Source organism: Janthinobacterium sp. CG_23.3, from assembly GCF_046115965.1.
GTDB lineage: Bacteria > Pseudomonadota > Gammaproteobacteria > Burkholderiales > Burkholderiaceae_D > Janthinobacterium.
Window position 1 is genome coordinate 1 of record NZ_JBJXIB010000070.1, and the last position, 18,150, is coordinate 18,150.

At 66.1% G+C, this 18,150-nt stretch carries 15 protein-coding genes and 1 pseudogene; 5 read left to right on the top strand and 11 right to left on the bottom strand.

Annotated features, from left to right (window positions below; translation table 11 throughout):
- Positions 1-55 precede the first annotated feature (55 nt).
- On the top strand, positions 56-946 hold the full coding sequence (locus tag ACFDR9_RS16575; RefSeq protein ID WP_409031714.1) for an FGGY-family carbohydrate kinase: 891 nt from the start codon (positions 56-58) through the stop codon (positions 944-946).
- A 188-nt stretch (positions 947-1,134) separates the two neighbouring features.
- On the opposite strand, the gene ACFDR9_RS16580 is transcribed toward ACFDR9_RS16575, so the two are convergent.
- Both ACFDR9_RS16580 and ACFDR9_RS16585 read right to left on the bottom strand, forming a co-directional pair.
- Entirely contained in the window at positions 1,135-1,533 is a 399-nt protein-coding gene (locus tag ACFDR9_RS16580) for a DUF305 domain-containing protein (RefSeq protein WP_409031715.1), read from the bottom strand.
- 25 nt (positions 1,534-1,558) lie between these two features.
- Complete coding sequence (locus tag ACFDR9_RS16585) at positions 1,559-1,918, bottom strand: four-helix bundle copper-binding protein (RefSeq protein WP_409031716.1); 360 nt, start codon at positions 1,916-1,918, stop codon at positions 1,559-1,561.
- Positions 1,919-2,682: 764 nt separating this feature from the next.
- Here ACFDR9_RS16585 and ACFDR9_RS16590 point away from each other — a divergent pair.
- Positions 2,683-2,940: a gamma-glutamyl-gamma-aminobutyrate hydrolase family protein gene (locus tag ACFDR9_RS16590; protein ID WP_269746267.1), complete on the top strand. Its 258-nt coding sequence runs from the start codon at positions 2,683-2,685 to the stop codon at positions 2,938-2,940.
- Positions 2,937-4,178, top strand: a complete 1,242-nt coding sequence (locus ACFDR9_RS16595) for a D-amino acid dehydrogenase (RefSeq protein ID WP_409031717.1) — start codon at positions 2,937-2,939, stop codon at positions 4,176-4,178. The genes ACFDR9_RS16590 and ACFDR9_RS16595 overlap by 4 nt, the downstream gene beginning before the upstream one ends.
- A 72-nt stretch (positions 4,179-4,250) precedes the next feature.
- Here ACFDR9_RS16595 and ACFDR9_RS16600 read toward each other — a convergent pair whose 3' ends face one another.
- From ACFDR9_RS16600 to ACFDR9_RS16640, 9 genes and pseudogenes are all read right to left on the bottom strand, one after another.
- Entirely contained in the window at positions 4,251-6,362 is a 2,112-nt protein-coding gene (locus ACFDR9_RS16600; RefSeq protein WP_409031718.1) for a TonB-dependent receptor plug domain-containing protein, read from the bottom strand.
- Positions 6,363-6,462: 100 nt separating this feature from the next.
- A complete protein-coding gene (locus ACFDR9_RS16605; protein ID WP_017876543.1) occupies positions 6,463-7,275 on the bottom strand; it encodes a citrate/2-methylcitrate synthase in 813 nt (270 codons plus the stop codon).
- Complete coding sequence (locus tag ACFDR9_RS16610) at positions 7,272-8,078, bottom strand: citryl-CoA lyase (protein WP_409031719.1); 807 nt, start codon at positions 8,076-8,078, stop codon at positions 7,272-7,274. Before ACFDR9_RS16610 ends, ACFDR9_RS16605 begins: the two co-directional genes overlap by 4 nt.
- Positions 8,079-8,111: 33 nt before the next feature.
- A pseudogene (locus ACFDR9_RS16615) lies at positions 8,112-8,213 on the bottom strand (short-chain dehydrogenase); the annotation flags it as partial.
- 179 nt (positions 8,214-8,392) lie between these two features.
- On the bottom strand, positions 8,393-10,180 hold the full coding sequence (locus ACFDR9_RS16620) for a thiamine pyrophosphate-binding protein (RefSeq protein WP_409031720.1): 1,788 nt from the start codon (positions 10,178-10,180) through the stop codon (positions 8,393-8,395).
- 482 nt (positions 10,181-10,662) lie between these two features.
- Positions 10,663-12,024 (bottom strand): diguanylate cyclase, encoded by a 1,362-nt coding sequence (locus tag ACFDR9_RS16625; protein WP_409031721.1) that lies wholly within the window; start codon positions 12,022-12,024, stop codon positions 10,663-10,665.
- Between the two features lie 417 nt (positions 12,025-12,441).
- On the bottom strand, positions 12,442-13,635 hold the full coding sequence (locus tag ACFDR9_RS16630; protein WP_409031722.1) for a PLP-dependent aminotransferase family protein: 1,194 nt from the start codon (positions 13,633-13,635) through the stop codon (positions 12,442-12,444).
- Between the two features lie 123 nt (positions 13,636-13,758).
- The gene (locus tag ACFDR9_RS16635) at positions 13,759-14,220 is read right to left on the bottom strand and encodes a RidA family protein (RefSeq protein WP_017876537.1); all 462 of its coding nucleotides are present in this window, start codon (positions 14,218-14,220) and stop codon (positions 13,759-13,761) included.
- Positions 14,221-14,625: 405 nt separating this feature from the next.
- A complete protein-coding gene (locus ACFDR9_RS16640; RefSeq protein WP_409031723.1) occupies positions 14,626-15,552 on the bottom strand; it encodes a DMT family transporter in 927 nt (308 codons plus the stop codon).
- A gap of 209 nt (positions 15,553-15,761) precedes the next feature.
- On the opposite strand from ACFDR9_RS16640, the gene ACFDR9_RS16645 reads away from it, so the two are divergent.
- Both ACFDR9_RS16645 and ACFDR9_RS16650 read left to right on the top strand, forming a co-directional pair.
- Entirely contained in the window at positions 15,762-17,237 is a 1,476-nt protein-coding gene (locus ACFDR9_RS16645; RefSeq protein ID WP_409031724.1) for a PLP-dependent aminotransferase family protein, read from the top strand.
- 313 nt (positions 17,238-17,550) lie between these two features.
- Positions 17,551-18,093: a PEP-CTERM sorting domain-containing protein gene (locus ACFDR9_RS16650; protein WP_409031725.1), complete on the top strand. Its 543-nt coding sequence runs from the start codon at positions 17,551-17,553 to the stop codon at positions 18,091-18,093.
- The last annotated feature ends 57 nt before the right edge of the window (positions 18,094-18,150 follow it).

Genomic DNA, 18,150 nt, shown 5'->3' on the forward strand with positions numbered 1-18,150 from the left:
GGTGGTTTGTTTGGGGGTGTTGTGTGCTGGGGGGTTGGGGTTGGTCCGAGTCGCGTTGGGTTTCCCCCTCCCCCCCCCCCCCCACCCCCCCCTTCCTCTCCCCCCCCCCCCCCCCGACAAGGCCTGCGAGGTGATCGGCGCCGGTTGCCTGGAGCCGCACATCGCCTGCCTGAGCTATGGCACCACCGCCACCATCAATACCACCAACAAAAAGTACATCGAGGTGACGCCCTACATTCCACCGTACGCGGCGGCGATTCCCGGCTCGTACAGCACCGAGGTGCAGATCTTCCGCGGCTACTGGATGGTGAACTGGTTCAAGGAGCAGTTCGGCGACCGCGAGCGGGCCGCGGCGGCCAGCGACGGCGGCGCCCCCGAGGCCCTGTTCGACCGCCTGGTGGAGGCGGTGCCGCCCGGCTCGATGGGCTTGATGCTGCAACCGTACTGGAGCCCCGGCATCAAGGTGCCGGGGCCGGAGGCGAAGGGCGCCATCATCGGCTTCGGCGACGTGCACACACGCGCGCACCTGTACCGGGCGATCCTGGAGGGCCTGGCGTACGCGCTGCGGGAAGGCAAGGAGCGCATCGAAAAGCGCAGCGGCATCGCCATCACCGAGCTGCGCATCGCCGGCGGCGGCTCGCAAAGCGACGCGGCGATGCAACTGACGGCCGACATCTTCGGCCTGCCGGCGGCGCGCGCGCACGTCTACGAAAGCTCGGCGTTGGGCGCGGCGATCGACGCCGCCGTCGGCCTCGGCCTGTACCCAGATTTCGCGGCGGCGGTGGCGGGCATGACGCGGCCGGGCCGGGTGTTCCAGCCGGACCCGCGGCACAGCAAAATCTACGACCAGCTATACCGCCGCGTCTACACCAAAATGTACGCGCGCCTGCAACCGCTGTACCGCGACATCGCCGACATCACCGGCTACCCCGGCTACCCCGGATAGGCAAACCGCTGGGCGCCACCGCTCAGCGATTTTATTGAGTCCCGTAGTTGCGAAAATTTTCATTCAATGTGCCGTCCTGCTGCATTTCATTAAAACAATAATGCAATGCTGCATGGAATCCCCGGCCCGTTGCCCGGGGTCGTACCCTCGAGGTCCGACCCCGGCCCCGGAACATCGCCCACCGTATGCTACTTCATGGGATGTTTGCTGAGCCAATCGTCGAACGCGGCGATCTCCTTCTTTTGCGCCGAAATAATCTTCTTCGCCGACTTGATCGCAGCGGCATCTTTGCCAGAATCGACCTCCATCTGAGCCATTTCAATGGCGCCCTGATGATGTGATTTCATCAACATTACGAAATCATGATCGACATCGCCGGACATTTTCATCTGGCCCATCTTTTCATGCATATCATCCATTGACTTTCGCATTTTCATCCCGACGTCCGTCGATGGCGCCGCCATCGCCGTATGGGTGGGCATGGCAGAAGCGGACTGTGCGAACGCGGGTAGTGGCATGGCGGTGGCCAGCGCGAGAGCTAGTGAGGCGACCAGTACCGGACCGATCCTATTGTTCTTCAAAATCATACGATTCTCCTTGTCCATCGAGTGGTCAGTGCTTCATCGTGGCCATGCGGCAGCTGGCGGCGCACGCTTGGCAGGCGCGAACGCAGTCTTCCATGCCGTCCAGAGTACGGCAATTATCGGCGCATGCTTCGCACACGTTGGCACACAACTCGCACAGCTGGCTACTGAAGGTGGAGCCGCTCAGCTGCAGATTGGCCGAAGTCTGGCAGATATCAGCGCAGTTAATCATGAGCCGAAAGTGTGCCGGCTCAACGTGTTTTCCTCCACTGTCGAGGCAATGATTCATGGCCATTTGCAGGCAGACTTGGTGGCACGATGAACAAGCGTCGATGCAGGACTGCATATTGAGGGCTTGTGCAGAGGGTGCCGATGTCGTAGTTTTCATATTTGGCTCCTTGTTCGGGGAGGATGGACACATATGCCCAAGAATGAACACAATAAGCCGGATACGCCATTACGTATGTGCGATAACGCCCGCAGGCGGTTTGAACAACTCTCTTCATTCGTGAAAAGGGCCGTCCTCGACTAATCCGGGGATCCATACCAAGGTGCGCGTATCCAACGTCTTCACGCAGCGCCAATTGTTCGCCTGCGTGGCAACATTATCGTGTTCGACCGCTCAAATTCCAGGGCAACGGCAGGCTCATCGACCAGGATACGTTCATGTGTGGATTCTGGATTGGTTTGGGGTGACGGAATTTCCGGCGGTTCCGGCTTACACCCCCCATTTTGCAACGGACAACAATGAATATGGACAGCACGGGCACCCACGGCGGCGCTCTACGTGACGCCCGCCAACCGCGGAGCCGGATCCTCGGGGTCTGACCCTCATACCGCTAAGTTAGGCTTGCGTAGGCCGGATGAGCGACAGCGTAATCCGGCGTCGAGCCGCTGCCGACGCCAGTCGGGTTACGCCGTTCCGGCTAACCCGACCATCCTTAACTTTGCGGCATTAGGGTCTGCCCCCTGGGGCGTTGACCTTGGCGTCGACCAGCTTTGGGGCAACCGTGGTGGCCTGGCGCGGGTCGCCGGCGTCGTCCTCGGTCCGGCGGACGTCGGCACGCGCGTCGAGCATAAACAGAGCGCGCCGTGTAAGCTTGGGGCGCACGCCGTCAACCTGGTCGATGGCCGCCGCCTGCGCGGCGCATCCTGGGCGTCGGGCGCTGCCGAGTAAATAGCCTGCGCCACCGGGACGTCATGGCCGGCAGCGCGATGCCGGCCATGACGGCGCTGGCCGACGACGGCGTGGTCGAGGCGGTCGAGGTCGACCGGCAGGCCTTTTGCGCCGGTGTGCAGTGGCATCCCGAGTGCCTGGCCAACGCCTGCGAGGGCGATTTTTTCGCGGCGCTGGTGCGGGCCGCGCGGGCGTACCGGGAAGTGCGGATGGAATCGAGGTGGCAATCATGAAAATATGTGTGCTGGGGGCCGGCGTTGTCGGTCTGACTTCGGCCTATGCGCTGGCGCGCCGCGGCCACGAGGTGAGCGTGGTCGACGCGCACGCGCGGGTCGGGCAGGGCGCCAGCCTGGCCAATGGCGCCCAGCTGAGTTATTCCTACGTGGCGCCGCTGGCCGACGCCTCGGTATGGCGCAACCTGCCGAAGTACCTGCTGCACCGCGATTCGCCGCTGAGCTGGCGGCCGGCGTTCGACGCCGCGCAGTGGCGCTGGATCGCGCGCTTCCTGATGGCCTGCAACGCCGGCGCGTCGGCGCGCACCACCGCCGAGCTGCTGCGGCTGGCCTTTTTTAGCCGCGACTGCCTGGCCGAGCTGCAGCGTGAACTGAAGCTGGAGTTCGACCTGCGCAGCGCCGGCAAGCTGGTGATGCTGGCGTCGGCGGCCGCACTGGAGGCCGCGCGGCGCCAGGTCGAGGTGCAGCGCGGCCTGGGTTGCGAGCAGCAGGTGCTGTCGTCCGGGCGCTGCGTCGACATCGAGCCGGCGCTGGCGGCCTCGCGGGCGCGCTGGTCGGGCGGCGTCTACACGCCGTCCGAGCAGGTCGGCGATTGCGGGGAATTTTGCCAGCAGTTGGCGGCGGCGCTGGCGCTGCAGGCGAATCCGGTGCGCTTCGCGCTCGACACGGCCGTCGACGGCGTCGTCATGGCGGGCGGCAGGGTAGTGGCGTTGCGCTCGCCGGCGGGCGATATCGGCGCCGACGCCTTCGTGCTGGCCAACGGCGTCGGCAGCGTCAAGAGCGCCGCGCAGATGGGCTTTGCGCTGCCGATTTATCCGCTCAAGGGCTACAGCGTCACGTTCGCGGCCGACCCGGCGGCCGGCCTGCCGTCGGTCAGCGTTACCGACCTGGCCAATAAAATCGTCTACGCGCGCCTTGGCGCGCGCCTGCGCGTGGCCGGGCGGGTCGACATCGTCGGCGCCGACCTGAGCCTGGACCAGCGCCGCTGGCAGGCGCTGGCGCGGCAGGCGCGGCGCCTGTTCCCGGCGCTGGACGACGGGGACGCGGCGGCCGGTGTGGCGCCCTGGGCCGGCTTGCGGCCGGCCACGCCGGGCGGCGCGCCGATCATCGGCCGGAGCTCTGTGCCGAACGTGTTCGTCAACACCGGCCACGGCGCGCTCGGCTGGACGCTGGCCTGCGGCAGCGCCCAACTGCTGGCTGGCGTGGTGGGGGAAGTAGGGTTGTCTGGCGTTGAATGAGCGTGCCGACGGCGCTGAAAATCATGCAAAGGCAAAAAGCCGGGGCTGGAGCGCGCGACGTGTTTGTCGCGCCTACATCCGATACGCCAGTTCGACGTTGAGCGCGCGGCGCGGCAGCGGGATGTCGAAGGGGATATTGCCCGGCGCGAAACTCGGTTCGCGCGCGTCGCGGTTAAACACGTTGAGCACGGTTGCGCGCAGGTCCCAGTTGCCGAACGCCTTCTGGTGGCGCAAGGTCAGGTCGAGCGTGGTGTAGTCGGCCACGCGCGGCCGGTTGTCGCCCGGCTGGCGGGCGCGGTCGGCCACGTGGTTGACGATGCCGCCCAGTTGCCAGTTGGACGCCAGCTGCCAGTTGGCGCGGCCGAACAGGCGCCGCTGCGGCGCCAGCCCGGCGTCCTTGCCGCTGGCCTGGTCGGTCGATTTTTGCAGCGAAAAGTGGCCGGTAACGCGCAGCGTGCGCGCCGCATCCCAGTTCGCCTCCAGCTCGACGCCGCGGCCGAACTGGTCGCCCGAGTTCTGGTAGGTCTTGCCGGTGCTGGGGTCCGGGTTGGTGGTGGCGACGATAATGTCGCTCATCTGGTAGCGAAACAGACTCAGGTTGGTCTGCAGCGCGGTCAGCGGCTGCCAGGCGAAGGCCAGCTCGTTCATGGCGATCGTTTCGGGCTTGATGTTCGGATTGCCCACATTGACCGGGTTGTTGCGCGAGTATTGTTCGATGAACGTCGGCGCGCGGAAGGCGCGCCCGTGCAGCGCCTTGACGATAACGTTGTAGCTGGCGTCCCACACCAGCGCCAGGCGCGGGTTGGTGGTGCCGCCGAAATCGGAATAGCGGTCGTGGCGCACGCCGGCCGTCAGGGTCCAGTCCTTGGCCAGCCGCCATTCGTCCTGGACGAAGGCGTAGCGCAGGTTGCGCTTGTGCGGCTGCATATACAGCAGGTTCGGATCGGTGCCGGCATCGACCAATCCCGGCAGCGGTACCAGCGACGGCCCGACGCCCGGCGCGACGACGAAATCGAAGTTCTTGAATTCGGTCGTGCGGCGCAGGTCTTCGAGCCGGTAGCCGGCGCCGACGCGCACCCGGTGGCCGTTCCAGCCGGTGTAGAGGGCGGTGGCGCTCAGGTGATGATGGCGTTCCGAGTGGCCCGGGTTGCCGATCACCCCGTTCGGGTAGGCGCCGTTGAAGGCGCCCGCCGGGAACAAGCGCAGGCCGGGATTGGCGACCCGTTCGCGCAGGTCGTAGGTGCCGGCCGTGGCCAATACATCCCAGTTGGGCAGCCAGTTGTCCTTGGTATAGCTGAGGTCGGCGTAGGCGCGTGTTTCCGGCACCACGCCTTCAGGGTCGAGTGCGTCGGCCAGGCCGACGCCGATGCCCACCTTGCGGTCCTGCGCGGAGAGGCGCAGGCGCCATTCGTCGTAAGCCAGTTCGAGGCGCGCGTCGGCCGTCTCGCGCGCGGCGTTGATGCGCCCGGGCGCCTTCGAGACGTGGCTGCCGAACAGGGCGTCAAGGCCGCTTTGCACGTCTTTTTCGACGACGCCGTGCTGGCTGTCGGTGCGCCCGGCACGCAGGTACAGCGCCGTTTGCACGGGGCCGACGGCGCCGCCGTACTGGACGTAGGCGTCGCGGTTGTGGAAACTGCCAACGCGCACGCCCGCTTCGAGGCCATTGATGGCGCGCGCCGACTTGGTGATGACGTTGATGACGCCGGAAAACGCGTCGGCGCCGTACAGGGCCGAACCGGGGCCACGGATGATTTCGACGCGGGCGACGTTTTCAAGCGGCATGCCGCCCCAGGCCTGGCCGCGGTTGCCGATGAAGGAAGAGGTGATGGGCACGCCGTTGACCAGCATCAGCACCTGGGTGTTGTAGCTGCTGACGATGCCGCGGAAGGCGTAGATCGGATTGAGCGGCGCCGACCAGAGCGCCACGTGCAGGCCGGCCACGCTTTCCAGGACTTGGTCGAGGTCGGTGGCGCCCATGGCCGCGATATCCTGGGCCGTGATCACCGAGGCCACGGCCGGCACCCGCGCCAGCGGCTGTTCGCTGCCGGTGGCAATGCTGACGAGCGCGCCGTCGCCGTACGACATCGCCAACTCTTCTTCATCGGTGCTCTGGGCGCTGGCGCTGCCAAATGCCATGCCGAGCGCCACGGTGATCAACTTGATTTTTCCGGCATGTACATTCATTGGCAACGCTTCCGGTGTGCGCAGGCGCTGACTTGACTCAGTTTCCGCAAGGGTTGGGTGGCATTTTCTGGATATTATGTACTCAAATGGTGCTGGAAAGCTACTCTTCCCATGTTTGTGGAGCAACACCTGTGTAAGCGATGCGGTCGCAGCGCAATGCAAAGGTGGCGCCGGAGGGCCGTTCCAGCGCTTCGATGTAGCAGGGAATCATGCCGGCGAGGAAGCCTGGTTGCATGTACAAATTGCATTCCAGCTCCGAGAAACCCATGTCCAGCGGCAGTGCGACGGCCACTGCGGCGTAGGTCATCGGCAGGCGCCGTCCCAGCACTTTTTCGAGCATGGCCTCGATCTCGAGCGCCAACTGGAAGTGTGGACCAATGGCAACACCTTCGCGCGCCATCATCGTCAGCGTGACCGGAATGCGTTCGTCGACGTAAGGCGTGGCGACCGGGCGGCCATAGCCCATGATGCGTTTATTGCGTTTCAGCTCCTCGCGCACCACCTGTTCCAGCGCTTCGCCGGCCTTGACGCCGGCCAGTGCCCGCACCAGGAAGTCGGCCGAGCCGGTTTCGGTCTGGCGACCGAAGATCGCCCCTTCCGAGCTGGCGATGCCGGCGCCGAGAGCCTGGCCGGCGGTGCCGCGGCTGCTGCCGGCCAGGGCGGCGACGCGATTGCACCACAGGCGCGCGTCGGGGTAGCTGGTGTACACCCAGACGCTTTGCAGCACCTTCAGCTCGGCGCGCGCGAGGCGGCGCCCGGTAACGCTGAAGATATACAGCTCGAACCAGTCGGCCTCGGCGAACGCCGTATGCAGGTCGAGTCCGCGAAACACTGTGCGTTCGCTGGGGAAGCACTGGCCCATGCTGGTCGGCAGCGGGCCTTCGAATTGTTCCAATACCTGATTCTTGCTCATGGCGCCTCCTTGCGGGCGGGATCGTTGTCGAGTGCCAGCTCGAAGAAGGGCAAATGCCGGAAGCCCAATTGGGCCTGTTCCAGCGCGTGGGCGGCGGCGCCGGGCAGGCGCAGCATCAGGGTCAGCATTTCGCCTTCCTCCGGGCGCAGGCCGATGGCTGTCAGGGCCGCGGCGACGACGCCGGTCTGCGCCAGCGGGATGCCGGTGGACGCTTCGAGCGCGCCGCGGTTGGCGGCCAGCCATGCCAATTGTTCGCCCGGCGCGTCGGCGCACAAGGCGTCCAGCAGTTGCCGCACCGGTTTGGCGCAGCTGACGCCATGCGCGGCAAAGCCGGGTGCGTGCCCCGTGCGCGGCCACAGCTTGGGGCGCGGCTCGGGCGGGTTGGCAAGGTGGGCGCACCAGGCGCCGAGGTCGGTGCCGCACAGCTGCCAGGCTTGCATTGCCAGCAGCACTTCGCGCGCGCCGCCGCCCGAGCCGGCGCCGGCCGCGATGGCCGCCATCAGCGTCGAACCGGCCGGGTTGCCGCTACTGGCGGCGGCCATGGCGGCATGCACCGACTGGTCGCGCGGGCCGGGATTAGCCAGCGCCACGGCCACCAGCGACAGGGTGCGCGCCTGTCGCGCGCTGGCGCGTTCGCCCTTGAACAGCAGGTACAAATAATCGATATAGCCGATCTTGCCAAGCAGGTCGCCGTACACGTCATAGCCGCCGGCGCGGCAGGTGTCGGCGCTGAACGGGTCGTCGGCGCAGGGGACTTCCTGCCATAGCCTGGTCTGGATTTGATCCGGAAATTGATCACTCATGGCGCGCTCCTACAACCGACTCATGCCGCCGCCGACGATCTCGGCGCCCTGGTCTTTGAATAGGCGGGCGCTGGCCAGGCCGATGCCGCCGCTGCCGCCGGTGATCAGCGCGATTTTTCCTTCGAGTTTTTTCATGGTGTGTGGTGAATGTTGGTGTGAAACGGCGACGCCGCGGGCCTGGCGGTAATGCCGTTAAGTTAAGCTTGCGTAGGTCGGATTAGCGGCACGCGTCATCCGAGGCCGGGCCGCTGCCGACGCCATTCGGGTTGCGCCCATGCGGGCTAACCCGACCTACGAAAATCCTGGACTTGGTATTAGAAGTCGCCGGCCAGCACGCGCATGCGGCTGTTCATCGGCGGTACTTCATCGGCGTCGATGCGCACGTCGAGCAGGGTGGGGCCGGGGTGGTTCAGCATCGCGTCGATATCCAGCGCGTCCATGTCGGCGGGTGACAGGATGGTGTGGGCGCGCCCGCCCAGCGCGCGCGCTAGCATGGCGAAGTCGGTGGGCGGCATGGCGCAGCCGATCTGTTCCGCCTTGGCCAGGCGCTGGCCGTGCTTGACCATGCCGAGCGAGCTGTCGTTGAGGACGACGAACACCACGGTCAGCTGTTCCGCCACCGCGACCGACAGTTCCTGGCCGTTCATCAGCATGCTGCCGTCGCCGGTGATGCAGACCACCGGCGCCGACGGGCTGGCCGCGGCGGTGCCGATGGCAGCCCCGATGGCCCAGCCCATGGCCGCGAAGTTCATCGTGACGCGCAGCCAGCCGCCGCTCGTCAGGCGCTGGCCCGGCACGCGCTTGCGCCCGTTGCCGCCCATGCGCCGCTCGCCCATGCGGCGGTCGCTTGGCTGCAAATAGTGGGTTGCCCAGGCCACGCTGTTGCCGGTGTCGGCCAGAAAGCGCGTGCTCGGCGGGAACAGGCGCGACAGGTCGCGCATCAGGCGCTGCGGCTTGATCGGCGTGGCCTCGCTGGTGAAGGCTTGCGGGGCGGCCAGGATGCTGTCCGGCTCCCAGTTCATGTTGGCCAGTTCGCGCAGCAGGCGCCGCTTTTGGGTGGGGGTGTCATGCTCCAGGCACGCCTGATGGGTGCGCTCGACCAGGCGGTTGAAGATCGAACGGATCGAGCCGCGCATGTGGAAGCGCGCCATCGGCGTGCGCGCCAGGTGGTCTTCCGATTCGTCGATGTGCACCAGGCGCTCGTTGAGCAGGCTGTCGCTCCAGCCGCCGGTGTTCCATTCGCCCATGCTGGCGCCGATCGCCACGATCAGGTCGACCGACGGATCGCGCAACGCCGCTTCGGCCGACGCGTGGCCGCCAAAGCCGAACACGCCGCGAAACAGCGGGTGCTGCGGGCTGACCAGCCCCTTGCCGTCCGGCGTGGTGACGAAGGTGGCGCCTTTCAGGCTGGCGAACTGCAAGATCGTCTCGATGCCGTCGCCGGCCCAGCCGCCGATCAGCAGCACCACGTTGCGCGCTTCGGACAGCATGCCGCGCAGCTGGTCGACGGCGTCGTCGTCCACCAGCGACGAGGGCTTGAGCAGCGCCTGAAGGTTGTAAGTGGGGGCGCTCACGGCGGTCGGCTGGCGGAACACGTCGACCGGGATCGACAGGTGTACCGGGCCGCGCGGGGTGCGGGTGGCGCTCTGCAGCGCCGCGATCAGTTTCGCTTCGAACTGCTGGGGGTGCGAGACCAGCGAGTTGTAGCGGGTGCAGTGGCGGAACATGCCGAGCACGTTGATGCCGGTGCAGCCCGATTCCTGCAGCGGGTGCTTGCCGAACGAGGGCAGGGCGGGCTGGCCGGTGATGACCAGCATCGGGATGTTGTTCTCGTAGGCGCTGGCGACGGCGGTGATCAGATTGGTGGCGCCGGGGCCGGAAGTGGCGATGCAGACGCCGATCTTGCCGGTCTCGCGGGCGTAGCCGTCGGCCATGAAGGCGGCGCCGGCTTCGTGGCGCGCCAGGATGTGGCGAATGCCGCCGCGCCGCTCGCTGCGCGCCAGGGCGTTGTAGAGCGGCTCGATGGCGCCGCCGGGAATGCCGAAGACATATTCAATGCCGAGCTGTTCGAGGTAGGCCACCAGCAGGTCGGCCATATCCATTGGTGGGGCGGGTGGGGCGGTAGGCGAAGTGCGTGGGCGCACTTGTTCCGGAGCAAGCGTATCGAGCATGGTAATAATCCCGTGTAGTGGCTGTCGCGGAACAGCCGGAGTAAAGAGAGGGTGTCGACGTGTTGTGGTCGATGCAACTATAATTTCTTTTCAGCATTGTAACTTATCTAAAAATAATTAAGTGAGTTTTGGAGAGAATTTAAGAAAATTAAAAGAAAAACCAACAATCTGCTCGTAAAAACAACAGAATTTCCCGCTTGCGCACAGGAATGCTCGGGAAAATGGCCTTCCGTTTGATTTTCCTTGCAAATCGGTGGAAATGTTGGGCGCGATGGGGCGGTTGCGGGGGCGTCAATGCGCCCGGCATGTGAATGCCAGGCAAGGCGGAAAAGTGGAGGGGCAGGCCCTTCGCGGGGGGGCGGGCCGGAGGGAGGGTTGAGCGCAGGGGTGCGCTCTTGCTTGTGTTTGGCGCCTTAGCGCGTCACGATGGCTTTGACGGCGTCCCACGCGGCGCTGCCGGAGTGGGTCGAGTGGACGCGGTTGCGGCCGCCTTCCTTGGCCGCGTACATGGCGCGGTCGGCGGCGACGAACAGCGCCTCCTTGCTGTCGAGCAGGTGCGGGTAGATGGTCGCCACGCCGATGCTGACGGTGAGCCATGCCGACGTCGCCGAGCGCGGGTGCGGCAGGCGCAGCGTCTCGATGTGGTGGCGGATCGCCTCGGCGATCGGCAGCGCCGCCTCGGCGTCGGTTTCGGCGAATAGCAAGGCGAACTCCTCGCCGCCATAGCGTGCCGCCAGGTCGGTCTGGCGGCAGGCGTGCGTTTGCAGCGCCTGCGCCACGTGTTGCAGGCACAGGTCGCCGGCCGGGTGGCCCAGGCTGTCGTTGTACAGCTTGAAGTGGTCGACGTCGAGCACCACCAGCGACAGCGGCGCGCCGCTGCGCACCGCGCGCTGCCACTCTTTTTCAAGGAAGCTGTCGAAGTGGCGCCGGTTGGCGATCTTGGTCAGCGGGTCGAGGTAGGCGGCGCGCTGGAGCGCGTCCTCGGACTGCTTGTGGTGCGTGATGTCGTGCAGCAGGCCGATGTAGAGCGGCTGGCGCAGGTACATCGGCGTCAGCGTCAAGTCCATGCTGAGGATGGTGCCGTTGCTGTGGCGGATCGCCACCTCGCGCGTGCCGTGGTTGTGCGCGGTGTCCGGGTTGGCCGCGTACATCGCGAAGTAGTCGAGGTATTCCTGGGTCACTAGCGGCGTCAGCAGCTCGCCGATGCCGCGCCCGGCCAACTGGCTCTCCTGGTAGCCCAGGTAGTGGTCGCAGGCCGGGTTGGTGAACTGGATGCGCCCGTCGGCCTCGATGATCAACAGGCCCTCGGCCATGTTGTTGACGATCGTGCGCAGGCGCTCGGCCTGTTCCTGCTGGGTCTCGCTGTTGCTGCGGATTTGCAGCTGGGCGCGTACCCGCGCGCACACCTCGGCCATGCGCAGCGGCTTGCTGATGTAGTCGACCGCGCCGAGGTCGAAGCCGGCGACCACGTCATCGGTCTCGGTCTTGGCGCTCATGAAGATCACCGGGATGCCGCGGGTCAGCTGGTTTTGCTTGAGCTGGCGACAGGTCTCGAAACCGTCCATGCCGGGCATGACCACGTCAAGCAGGATCAGGTCGGGGTGCACGCGCTGGGCGATGGTCAGCGCGCGCTCGCCGGAGACGGCGACGAAGGTTTGGTAGCCCTGGTCCGTCATCAGCTTGCGTAGCATTGTCAGGTTCGCCGGGGCGTCGTCGACGATCAGGATGGCGGCTTCGCGCCGCGCGGGAAAGCTCGCGCCGAGCGCCTGCGTCACGGCGTCCCCCTAATCGGAACGCCGCGGCCGCGGGGCGCACGCGCCCGCTCCGGCCGCGGGTGCGGACGCCGGAGCGACGCCATGCAGCCCGCTGCGTTGGCGCGGCGGGCAGGGAAAGGTTCTGCGCGTGCTGACAAAGTCTGGCCTAATCTGGAAATCGTTCTTTGTTTGGATAATACCGCTTTGGTAATTTCTTGGGTGAAAAATTCTTAGAAGGGTGCTGAAGAAAAAACGGCAATACAGGTAAATAGATGGCCAATTCTATCGAATTGTATTGCAACGGATGAATTTTTATGATCCTTGCATGGATACAATGCAAGCACCGGTCGGCGCGGGCGGGAGGGGGGGGAGCCCCGCCGGAGCCGACGGGGTGGGGCCTGCCGCGGCGCCAAGCGCTGCGGCAGGCGGGATGCGGACTTAGATCTTGGCGGCGATCAGCTTGCCCAGGATCGCGATGCCTTCGCGGATGCGTTCCGGCGACACCGTCACGAACGACAGGCGCAAGGTGTTGGTTTCCGGCGCGTTGGCGTAGAACGGCGAACCCGGTACGAAGGCGACCTTGTTGGCGATGGCTTCGTCGAGCAGCTTCATGGCGTCGATATGGGCCGGCAGCGTGACCCAGATGAACATGCCGCCTTCGGGGCGGGTCCATTGCACGCCGGCCGGGAAGTGTTGGTCCATCGCCGCCAGCATGGCCTGGCACTGGTCGCCGTACAGCGTGCGGATGCTCGGGATGTGGCGGTCCAGGAAGCCGTCCTTGATCACTTCATGCACTACCATCTGCGTCAGTTGCGAGGTGTGCAGGTCGGCCGCTTGCTTGGCCAGTTCCAGCCGGCGCACCAGCGGCAGCGGCGCCACCACGTAACCGAGGCGGATGCCCGGCGTCAGCACTTTCGAGAACGAGCCCATGTAGATGACGCCGTCCGGGTTCATCGCCAGCATTTTCGGGAACGGCGCGCCCTTGTAGCTCAGCGCGCCGTACGGATCGTCTTCGATCAACGGCAGGCCGTGGCGGGCGCAGGTTTCGACCAATTCCAGGCGGCGCTCGACGGACAGGCTGCGCCCGGTCGGGTTCTGGAAGTTCGGCAGCGCGTACAGCAGGCGCGCGCCTTCGGCCACGGCGGTCACCGATTGCGGCACCAGGCCGTGCTCGTCGGTGGCGACCGAGACGAACTCGGGGCGGTACACCGAGAACGCCTGCAGCGCGCCCAGGTAGCTCGGCGTTTCGACCAGCACGCGGCTGCCTTCGTCGATCAACACCTTGCCCAGCAAATCGAGGGCTTGCTGCGAGCCGGAGGTCATCAACACCTGTTCCGGCACGATCTTGGCGCCGTTGGCCGACAGCGAATCGGCGATCCACTGGCGCAGCGGCAGGTAGCCGTCGGTCGGGCCGTATTGCAGCGCGACCTTGCCGTTGTTCGACAGCACCTTGTCGAAGGCGAGCTTCATTTCCTCGACCGGGAAGGTGGCCGGCGAGGGCAGGCCGCCGGCGAAGGAGATAATTTCCGGCTGCTGGGTGATTTTCAGGATTTCGCGGATGAAGGAGCTTTGCAGCTGCTCGGCACGTTCGGCGAAACGCCACTGGATCGGATTTGGATTTTCAATTTTCATACGTGTCTCACTAAGGATGGACCGTGCAGCGCCCGGCCGGGGTAACAAGCGCGCTTGTGGCGGCTATAAAAGAACGGCGCCGGATAAGCGCCGCCCGAAAAAAGGGGAAGCGCCGGCGCCGGATCAGGCGATTTCGACGACCAGATCGATTTCCACGCAGGCGCCTAGCGGAATCTGCGCCACGCCGAAGGCGGCGCGGGCGTGCACGCCGGCGGCGCCGAAGACCTCGCCCAGCAGGTTCGAGGCGCCGTTGGTGACCAGGTGCTGCTCGGTGTAGTCGGGGGTCGAATTGACCAGGCTGACCAGTTTGACGATGCGCTTGACGCGGGTCAGGTCGCCGCCGCAGGCGTCCTGCAGCGTGGCGATCAGGTCGATGGCGATGGCGCGCGCGGCGGCCTGGCCTTCTTCGGTGCCGATGTTCTTGCCGAGCTGGCCCACCCAGACCGAACCGTCGGCCTTCTTGGCGATATGGCCGGAAATGAACACCAGGTTGCCGGTTTGCACGTGCATGACATAGGCGGCGGCCGGCGCGGCCGGTTTGGCCAGCGTGATATTCAGCGCTTCGAGTTTTGCGTAAACTGACATGTAGTATCCATATAGGTGCCAAAAGTGCGGCGGGTTCAGGGTGTGGACGGCGGCGCCGCGGGTGCTAGTGCGATGCCATTGCCGCGGGCCGGCGCCGGTGCCGGGGCGGTTGGCGCGCCCGGCGGCTCAGCCGCGAGTACCGATATTGTACGTCTTGCAGCCTGCTATGCCCACTAAAGCCAAAAATCGGAACTTAATCAGGTAAAACCGTCGGGCCGAGCTATATAGTGATGCGGCCGCCGCCGCCGGAGCCTGCAAACCATAGAAACTGCCAGCGGCCGGCGCTTCGCCCGGCGGCGGTGCCGTAGCTCGGACGCGGGGGCCGCCGAGGCGAGCCGCGCCGCTCCAGGTCAACGTTGTCGGGTTGCGCCGTCCCGGCTAACCCGAGCTACGAAAATCGGCATGTCAGCGTTTGATTTGCATCTTGCGCCCTACCGCGACCACCGCGATGACGGCCAGCGCGAACAGCACCGTGCTCCATTCCAGCGTTTCGCCCAGCAGCAGGGCGGCGCCGAGCAGGGTCAGGAAAGGCTGCACCAACTGGGTCTGGCCGACCCGCGCCACGCCGCCCAGCGCCATGCCGCGATACCAGAAAAAGAAACCGATAAACATCGAAAACACCGACACGTAGGCGAAGCCGAGCCAGGCGCCGGCGCCGGCGGCGGCGATGGCGGCGCCATGCGACCAGCTCAGCCACAGCACCAAAGGCAACAGCAGCGGCGCCGACAACACCAGCGCCCAGCTGATGACCTGCTGGCCGCCCATGCTTTGCGCGAGCCGGCCGCCTTCGGCGTAGCCCAGCGCGCCCAGCACCACGGCGACAAACATCGCCAGGTCGGCCAGGTGGAAGGCGCCGCCGCTTTGGCGCAGCGCGAAGCCGACGACCAGCGCCGAGCCGGCCACGGCCGTGACCCAGAACCCGGCCGAGGGTTTTTCATTGCCGCGCAGCGCGGAGAACAAGGCCGTGGCCAACGGCAAAATGCCGACCAGCACCGCGCCGTGCGAGGCCGGCAGGGTTTGCATGGCGATCGAGGTCAGCCAAGGGAAGCCGACGACGCAGCCGCCCGCCACCATCGCCAGCGGCAGCAGCGCGCCGCGCGGCGGCAGCGGCGCGCGCTGCCACCACAGCCAGGCGCCGGCCAGCGCGGCGGCCACCAGCGCCCGGCCCAGCGCCACGAAGGCCGGGTCGAACGCCGCCACGGCGAGCCGTGTGAAGGGCAGCGTCAGGCTGAAAATGAACACGCCGACCAGGCCGAGCAGCATGCCCTTGGTTTCGTTCGAGAGGCGCGCGGCGGCGCCGGCGGGCAGCGGAAGAGTGCTGTTGTTCATCATGTCTCCAAGTTGGCGTGGTGTTGGTGGAGCCACAAACCGGGGGCGACGAGCCGGGTTCGGCCCTTACGGCCTGACCCCAGGGTTACGCCGGTGTTTTTTCCGACGTTCGCGGCAGTGGATTTGTTCGCTCAATGGATGTATCCTAGACTACAAAACCAGTACAGTGCCGATACACTTTTCCACATAATTTCACATACTGTGACGGTAAAATGACCAATACGCACTCCCACGCCACGGCGGCGCCGCCGGCGGCCACGACGCTCGGCCTGATTTCGCGCGATTCCGGCGAGTCCCTGATCGACCAGATCGTCCGCGCGGTAGCGGCGCGCATCGACGACCGCGTACTGCGCAGCGGCGCGCGCATGCCGTCGATCCGCCAGTTTGCGGCGGCGCACGGCGTGTCGGCCTTCACGGTGGTAGCCAGTTACGACAAGCTGGTCGGCGGCGGCTACCTGGAGTCGCGCCGCGGCGCCGGTTTCTTCGTGCGCGAGCGCTCGCCGCAGCAGCCGGCCGCGCCGGGCGCCGCCAGTGGCGCGGCCGGCGCCGGCGACGCCCAGCCGCTGGACGTGGTCTGGCTGGTGCGCAATATGTTCCGGCAAACGCCGCTGGGCCAGGCGCCGGGCGTGGGCACGTTGCCGGCCGACTGGCTCGACGCCGGCCTGATCGCCAACGCGCTGCGCGCGGTCAGCCGCCAGAGCGGCGCGGCGCTGCTCGGCTACGGCCAGGCCCAAGGTTTCCTGCCGCTGCGCCAGCAGTTGCAGATCAAGCTGGCCGAGCTGGAAATCGCCGCCGCGCCCGAGCAGTTCGTCATGACGGTGGGCGTGACGCAGGCGCTCGACCTGGTGGCGCGCGAGTTCTCCCGGCCCGGCGACACCATCTTCGTCGACGACCCGGCCTGGTTCTTGATGTTCGGCTCCTTCGCCGCGCTGGGCGCCAAGGTGATCGGCATCCCGCGCCTGGCCGACGGCCCGGACATCGCCTTCCTGGCCGAGATGGCGGCGCTGCACAAGCCCAAGCTGTACGTGATCAACTCGGTGCTGCACAACCCGACCTCGACCTCGGTGTCGGCGGCCAAGGCGTTCCAGGTGCTGCGCCTGGCCGAGGAGCACGACTTCATCATCGTCGAGGACGACATCTATTGCGACCTGCACCCCGGCAGCGGCGTGCAGCCGGCCACCCGCCTGGCCGCGCTGGACCAGTTGCACCGCGTGATCTACCTGGGCGGCTTCTCGAAAACGCTGTCGGCCACGCTGCGGGTCGGCTTCATCGCCGCCTCGCCGGCGTGGGCCACGCGGCTGACCGACCGCAAAATGCTGGTCACGCTGACCAGCGGCGAAATCAGCGAGCGGGTGGTGTACAAAATCCTTTCCGAGGGTTTGTACCGCAAGCACGCCGAGCGCATCCGCGCCCGGCTCGACCGCGTGCGCGAGAAGACCGTGCGGCAGATGGAGCGCGCCGGGCTGCGCATCGAGGTGGCCGCGCCGGCCGGCATGTTCGTCTGGGTCGACGCCGGCTGCGACACCAACGTGCTGACCGAAAAGGCGATGGCGCAGGGCCTGCTGCTGGCGCCGGCCAGCCTGTTCTCGCCCAAGCAATTGCCGTCGACGCGCATGCGCCTGAACGTGGCGACCATGCAGGACCCGGCGGTATGGCGTTTTTTCGAGCGCGAGCTGCCGCGCCAGTAGCCGCCGACGCCTTGTCGAGTTGCTAAATAAAGATTCCATATTGTAAATATTAGTAATAAAAAGTCAAGCAAATAAAATAACTCTGTGCTAGGATTTTAGCTGTCCGTTAAAGCGACACGGCGGGCGCGATGCGCAGGGGAAGCTTGGGCTGCGGTGGTACCCGCTGGTCTGGTTCTTTCGGTTTCAACGACGAAGAGTCGGGCCATGCGGGGGGCGGAAGCTGGTGTGGGGCGTGATCGCGTGCGCCCGTTTCGGCTAAATTACTTTTGCCTAGCATCCTCTTTGCTTATAAAAAAACCAATAAGGGGGTAATATGAAACGGATACTTCTTGCTTCGTTACTTGTGGTTGTTGGCGTCGGCGGCGCCCAGGCGCAAATCATCAGCTCGGCCACGCCGATTCCCGGCGCCTACGTTTTGATGAACTACGCGGGCTCCGGCCTGGACTGGGTGTACGCCGGTCCGATCGCGCCGAACGAGTGGGGCCCGGGCGATATCCAGCCGGCCGCGTATCGCGCGGCGGAGGGTTGGCGCACCGCCACCGCGGCCGAATGGGCGGCGCATCCGCTGTGGAACGACTTCATCGCCCCGGGCAACCCGGGCGGCATCGTCAGCTCGGGCACGTTCTACAACCACGCCCACTACATCTACGCTTCCGAGTATTGGAGCTATTTCTCGCACGTCGACGCGCAGGACTTTGACCAGGGGCGCGTGACCGATGGCGTCAACGGCGTCTTGTCCGGCGTTCCCGAAACGATCTACGTGCGGATGACCTCCGCGGTGCCCGAGCCGAGTACGGTAACGATGCTGCTGGCGGGCCTGGCCGGTCTAGCCTTCCTGCGCCGCCGCCAAGCCTAGTACCGCTTGATAGTGCGAAAAGTGGCGGCTTCGGCCGCCATTTTTGTTGTCGGCGGG

Bases quoted from the DNA above. Each gene is read 5' to 3' on its own strand.
- ACFDR9_RS16610 (WP_409031719.1), bottom strand. From the start codon at position 8,078: ATGAGTGATCAATTTCCGGATCAAATCCAGACCAGGCTATGGCAGGAA.
- ACFDR9_RS16605 (WP_017876543.1), bottom strand. From the start codon at position 7,275: ATGAGCAAGAATCAGGTATTGGAACAATTCGAAGGCCCGCTGCCGACC.
- ACFDR9_RS16630 (WP_409031722.1), bottom strand. From the start codon at position 13,635: ATGAAAATTGAAAATCCAAATCCGATCCAGTGGCGTTTCGCCGAACGT.
- ACFDR9_RS16635 (WP_017876537.1), bottom strand. From the start codon at position 14,220: ATGTCAGTTTACGCAAAACTCGAAGCGCTGAATATCACGCTGGCCAAA.
- ACFDR9_RS16645 (WP_409031724.1), top strand. From the start codon at position 15,762: ATGACCAATACGCACTCCCACGCCACGGCGGCGCCGCCGGCGGCCACG.
- ACFDR9_RS16580 (WP_409031715.1), bottom strand. From the start codon at position 1,533: ATGATTTTGAAGAACAATAGGATCGGTCCGGTACTGGTCGCCTCACTA.
- ACFDR9_RS16585 (WP_409031716.1), bottom strand. From the start codon at position 1,918: ATGAAAACTACGACATCGGCACCCTCTGCACAAGCCCTCAATATGCAG.
- ACFDR9_RS16640 (WP_409031723.1), bottom strand. From the start codon at position 15,552: ATGATGAACAACAGCACTCTTCCGCTGCCCGCCGGCGCCGCCGCGCGC.
- ACFDR9_RS16620 (WP_409031720.1), bottom strand. From the start codon at position 10,180: ATGGATATGGCCGACCTGCTGGTGGCCTACCTCGAACAGCTCGGCATT.
- ACFDR9_RS16650 (WP_409031725.1), top strand. From the start codon at position 17,551: ATGAAACGGATACTTCTTGCTTCGTTACTTGTGGTTGTTGGCGTCGGC.
- ACFDR9_RS16600 (WP_409031718.1), bottom strand. From the start codon at position 6,362: ATGAATGTACATGCCGGAAAAATCAAGTTGATCACCGTGGCGCTCGGC.
- ACFDR9_RS16595 (WP_409031717.1), top strand. From the start codon at position 2,937: ATGAAAATATGTGTGCTGGGGGCCGGCGTTGTCGGTCTGACTTCGGCC.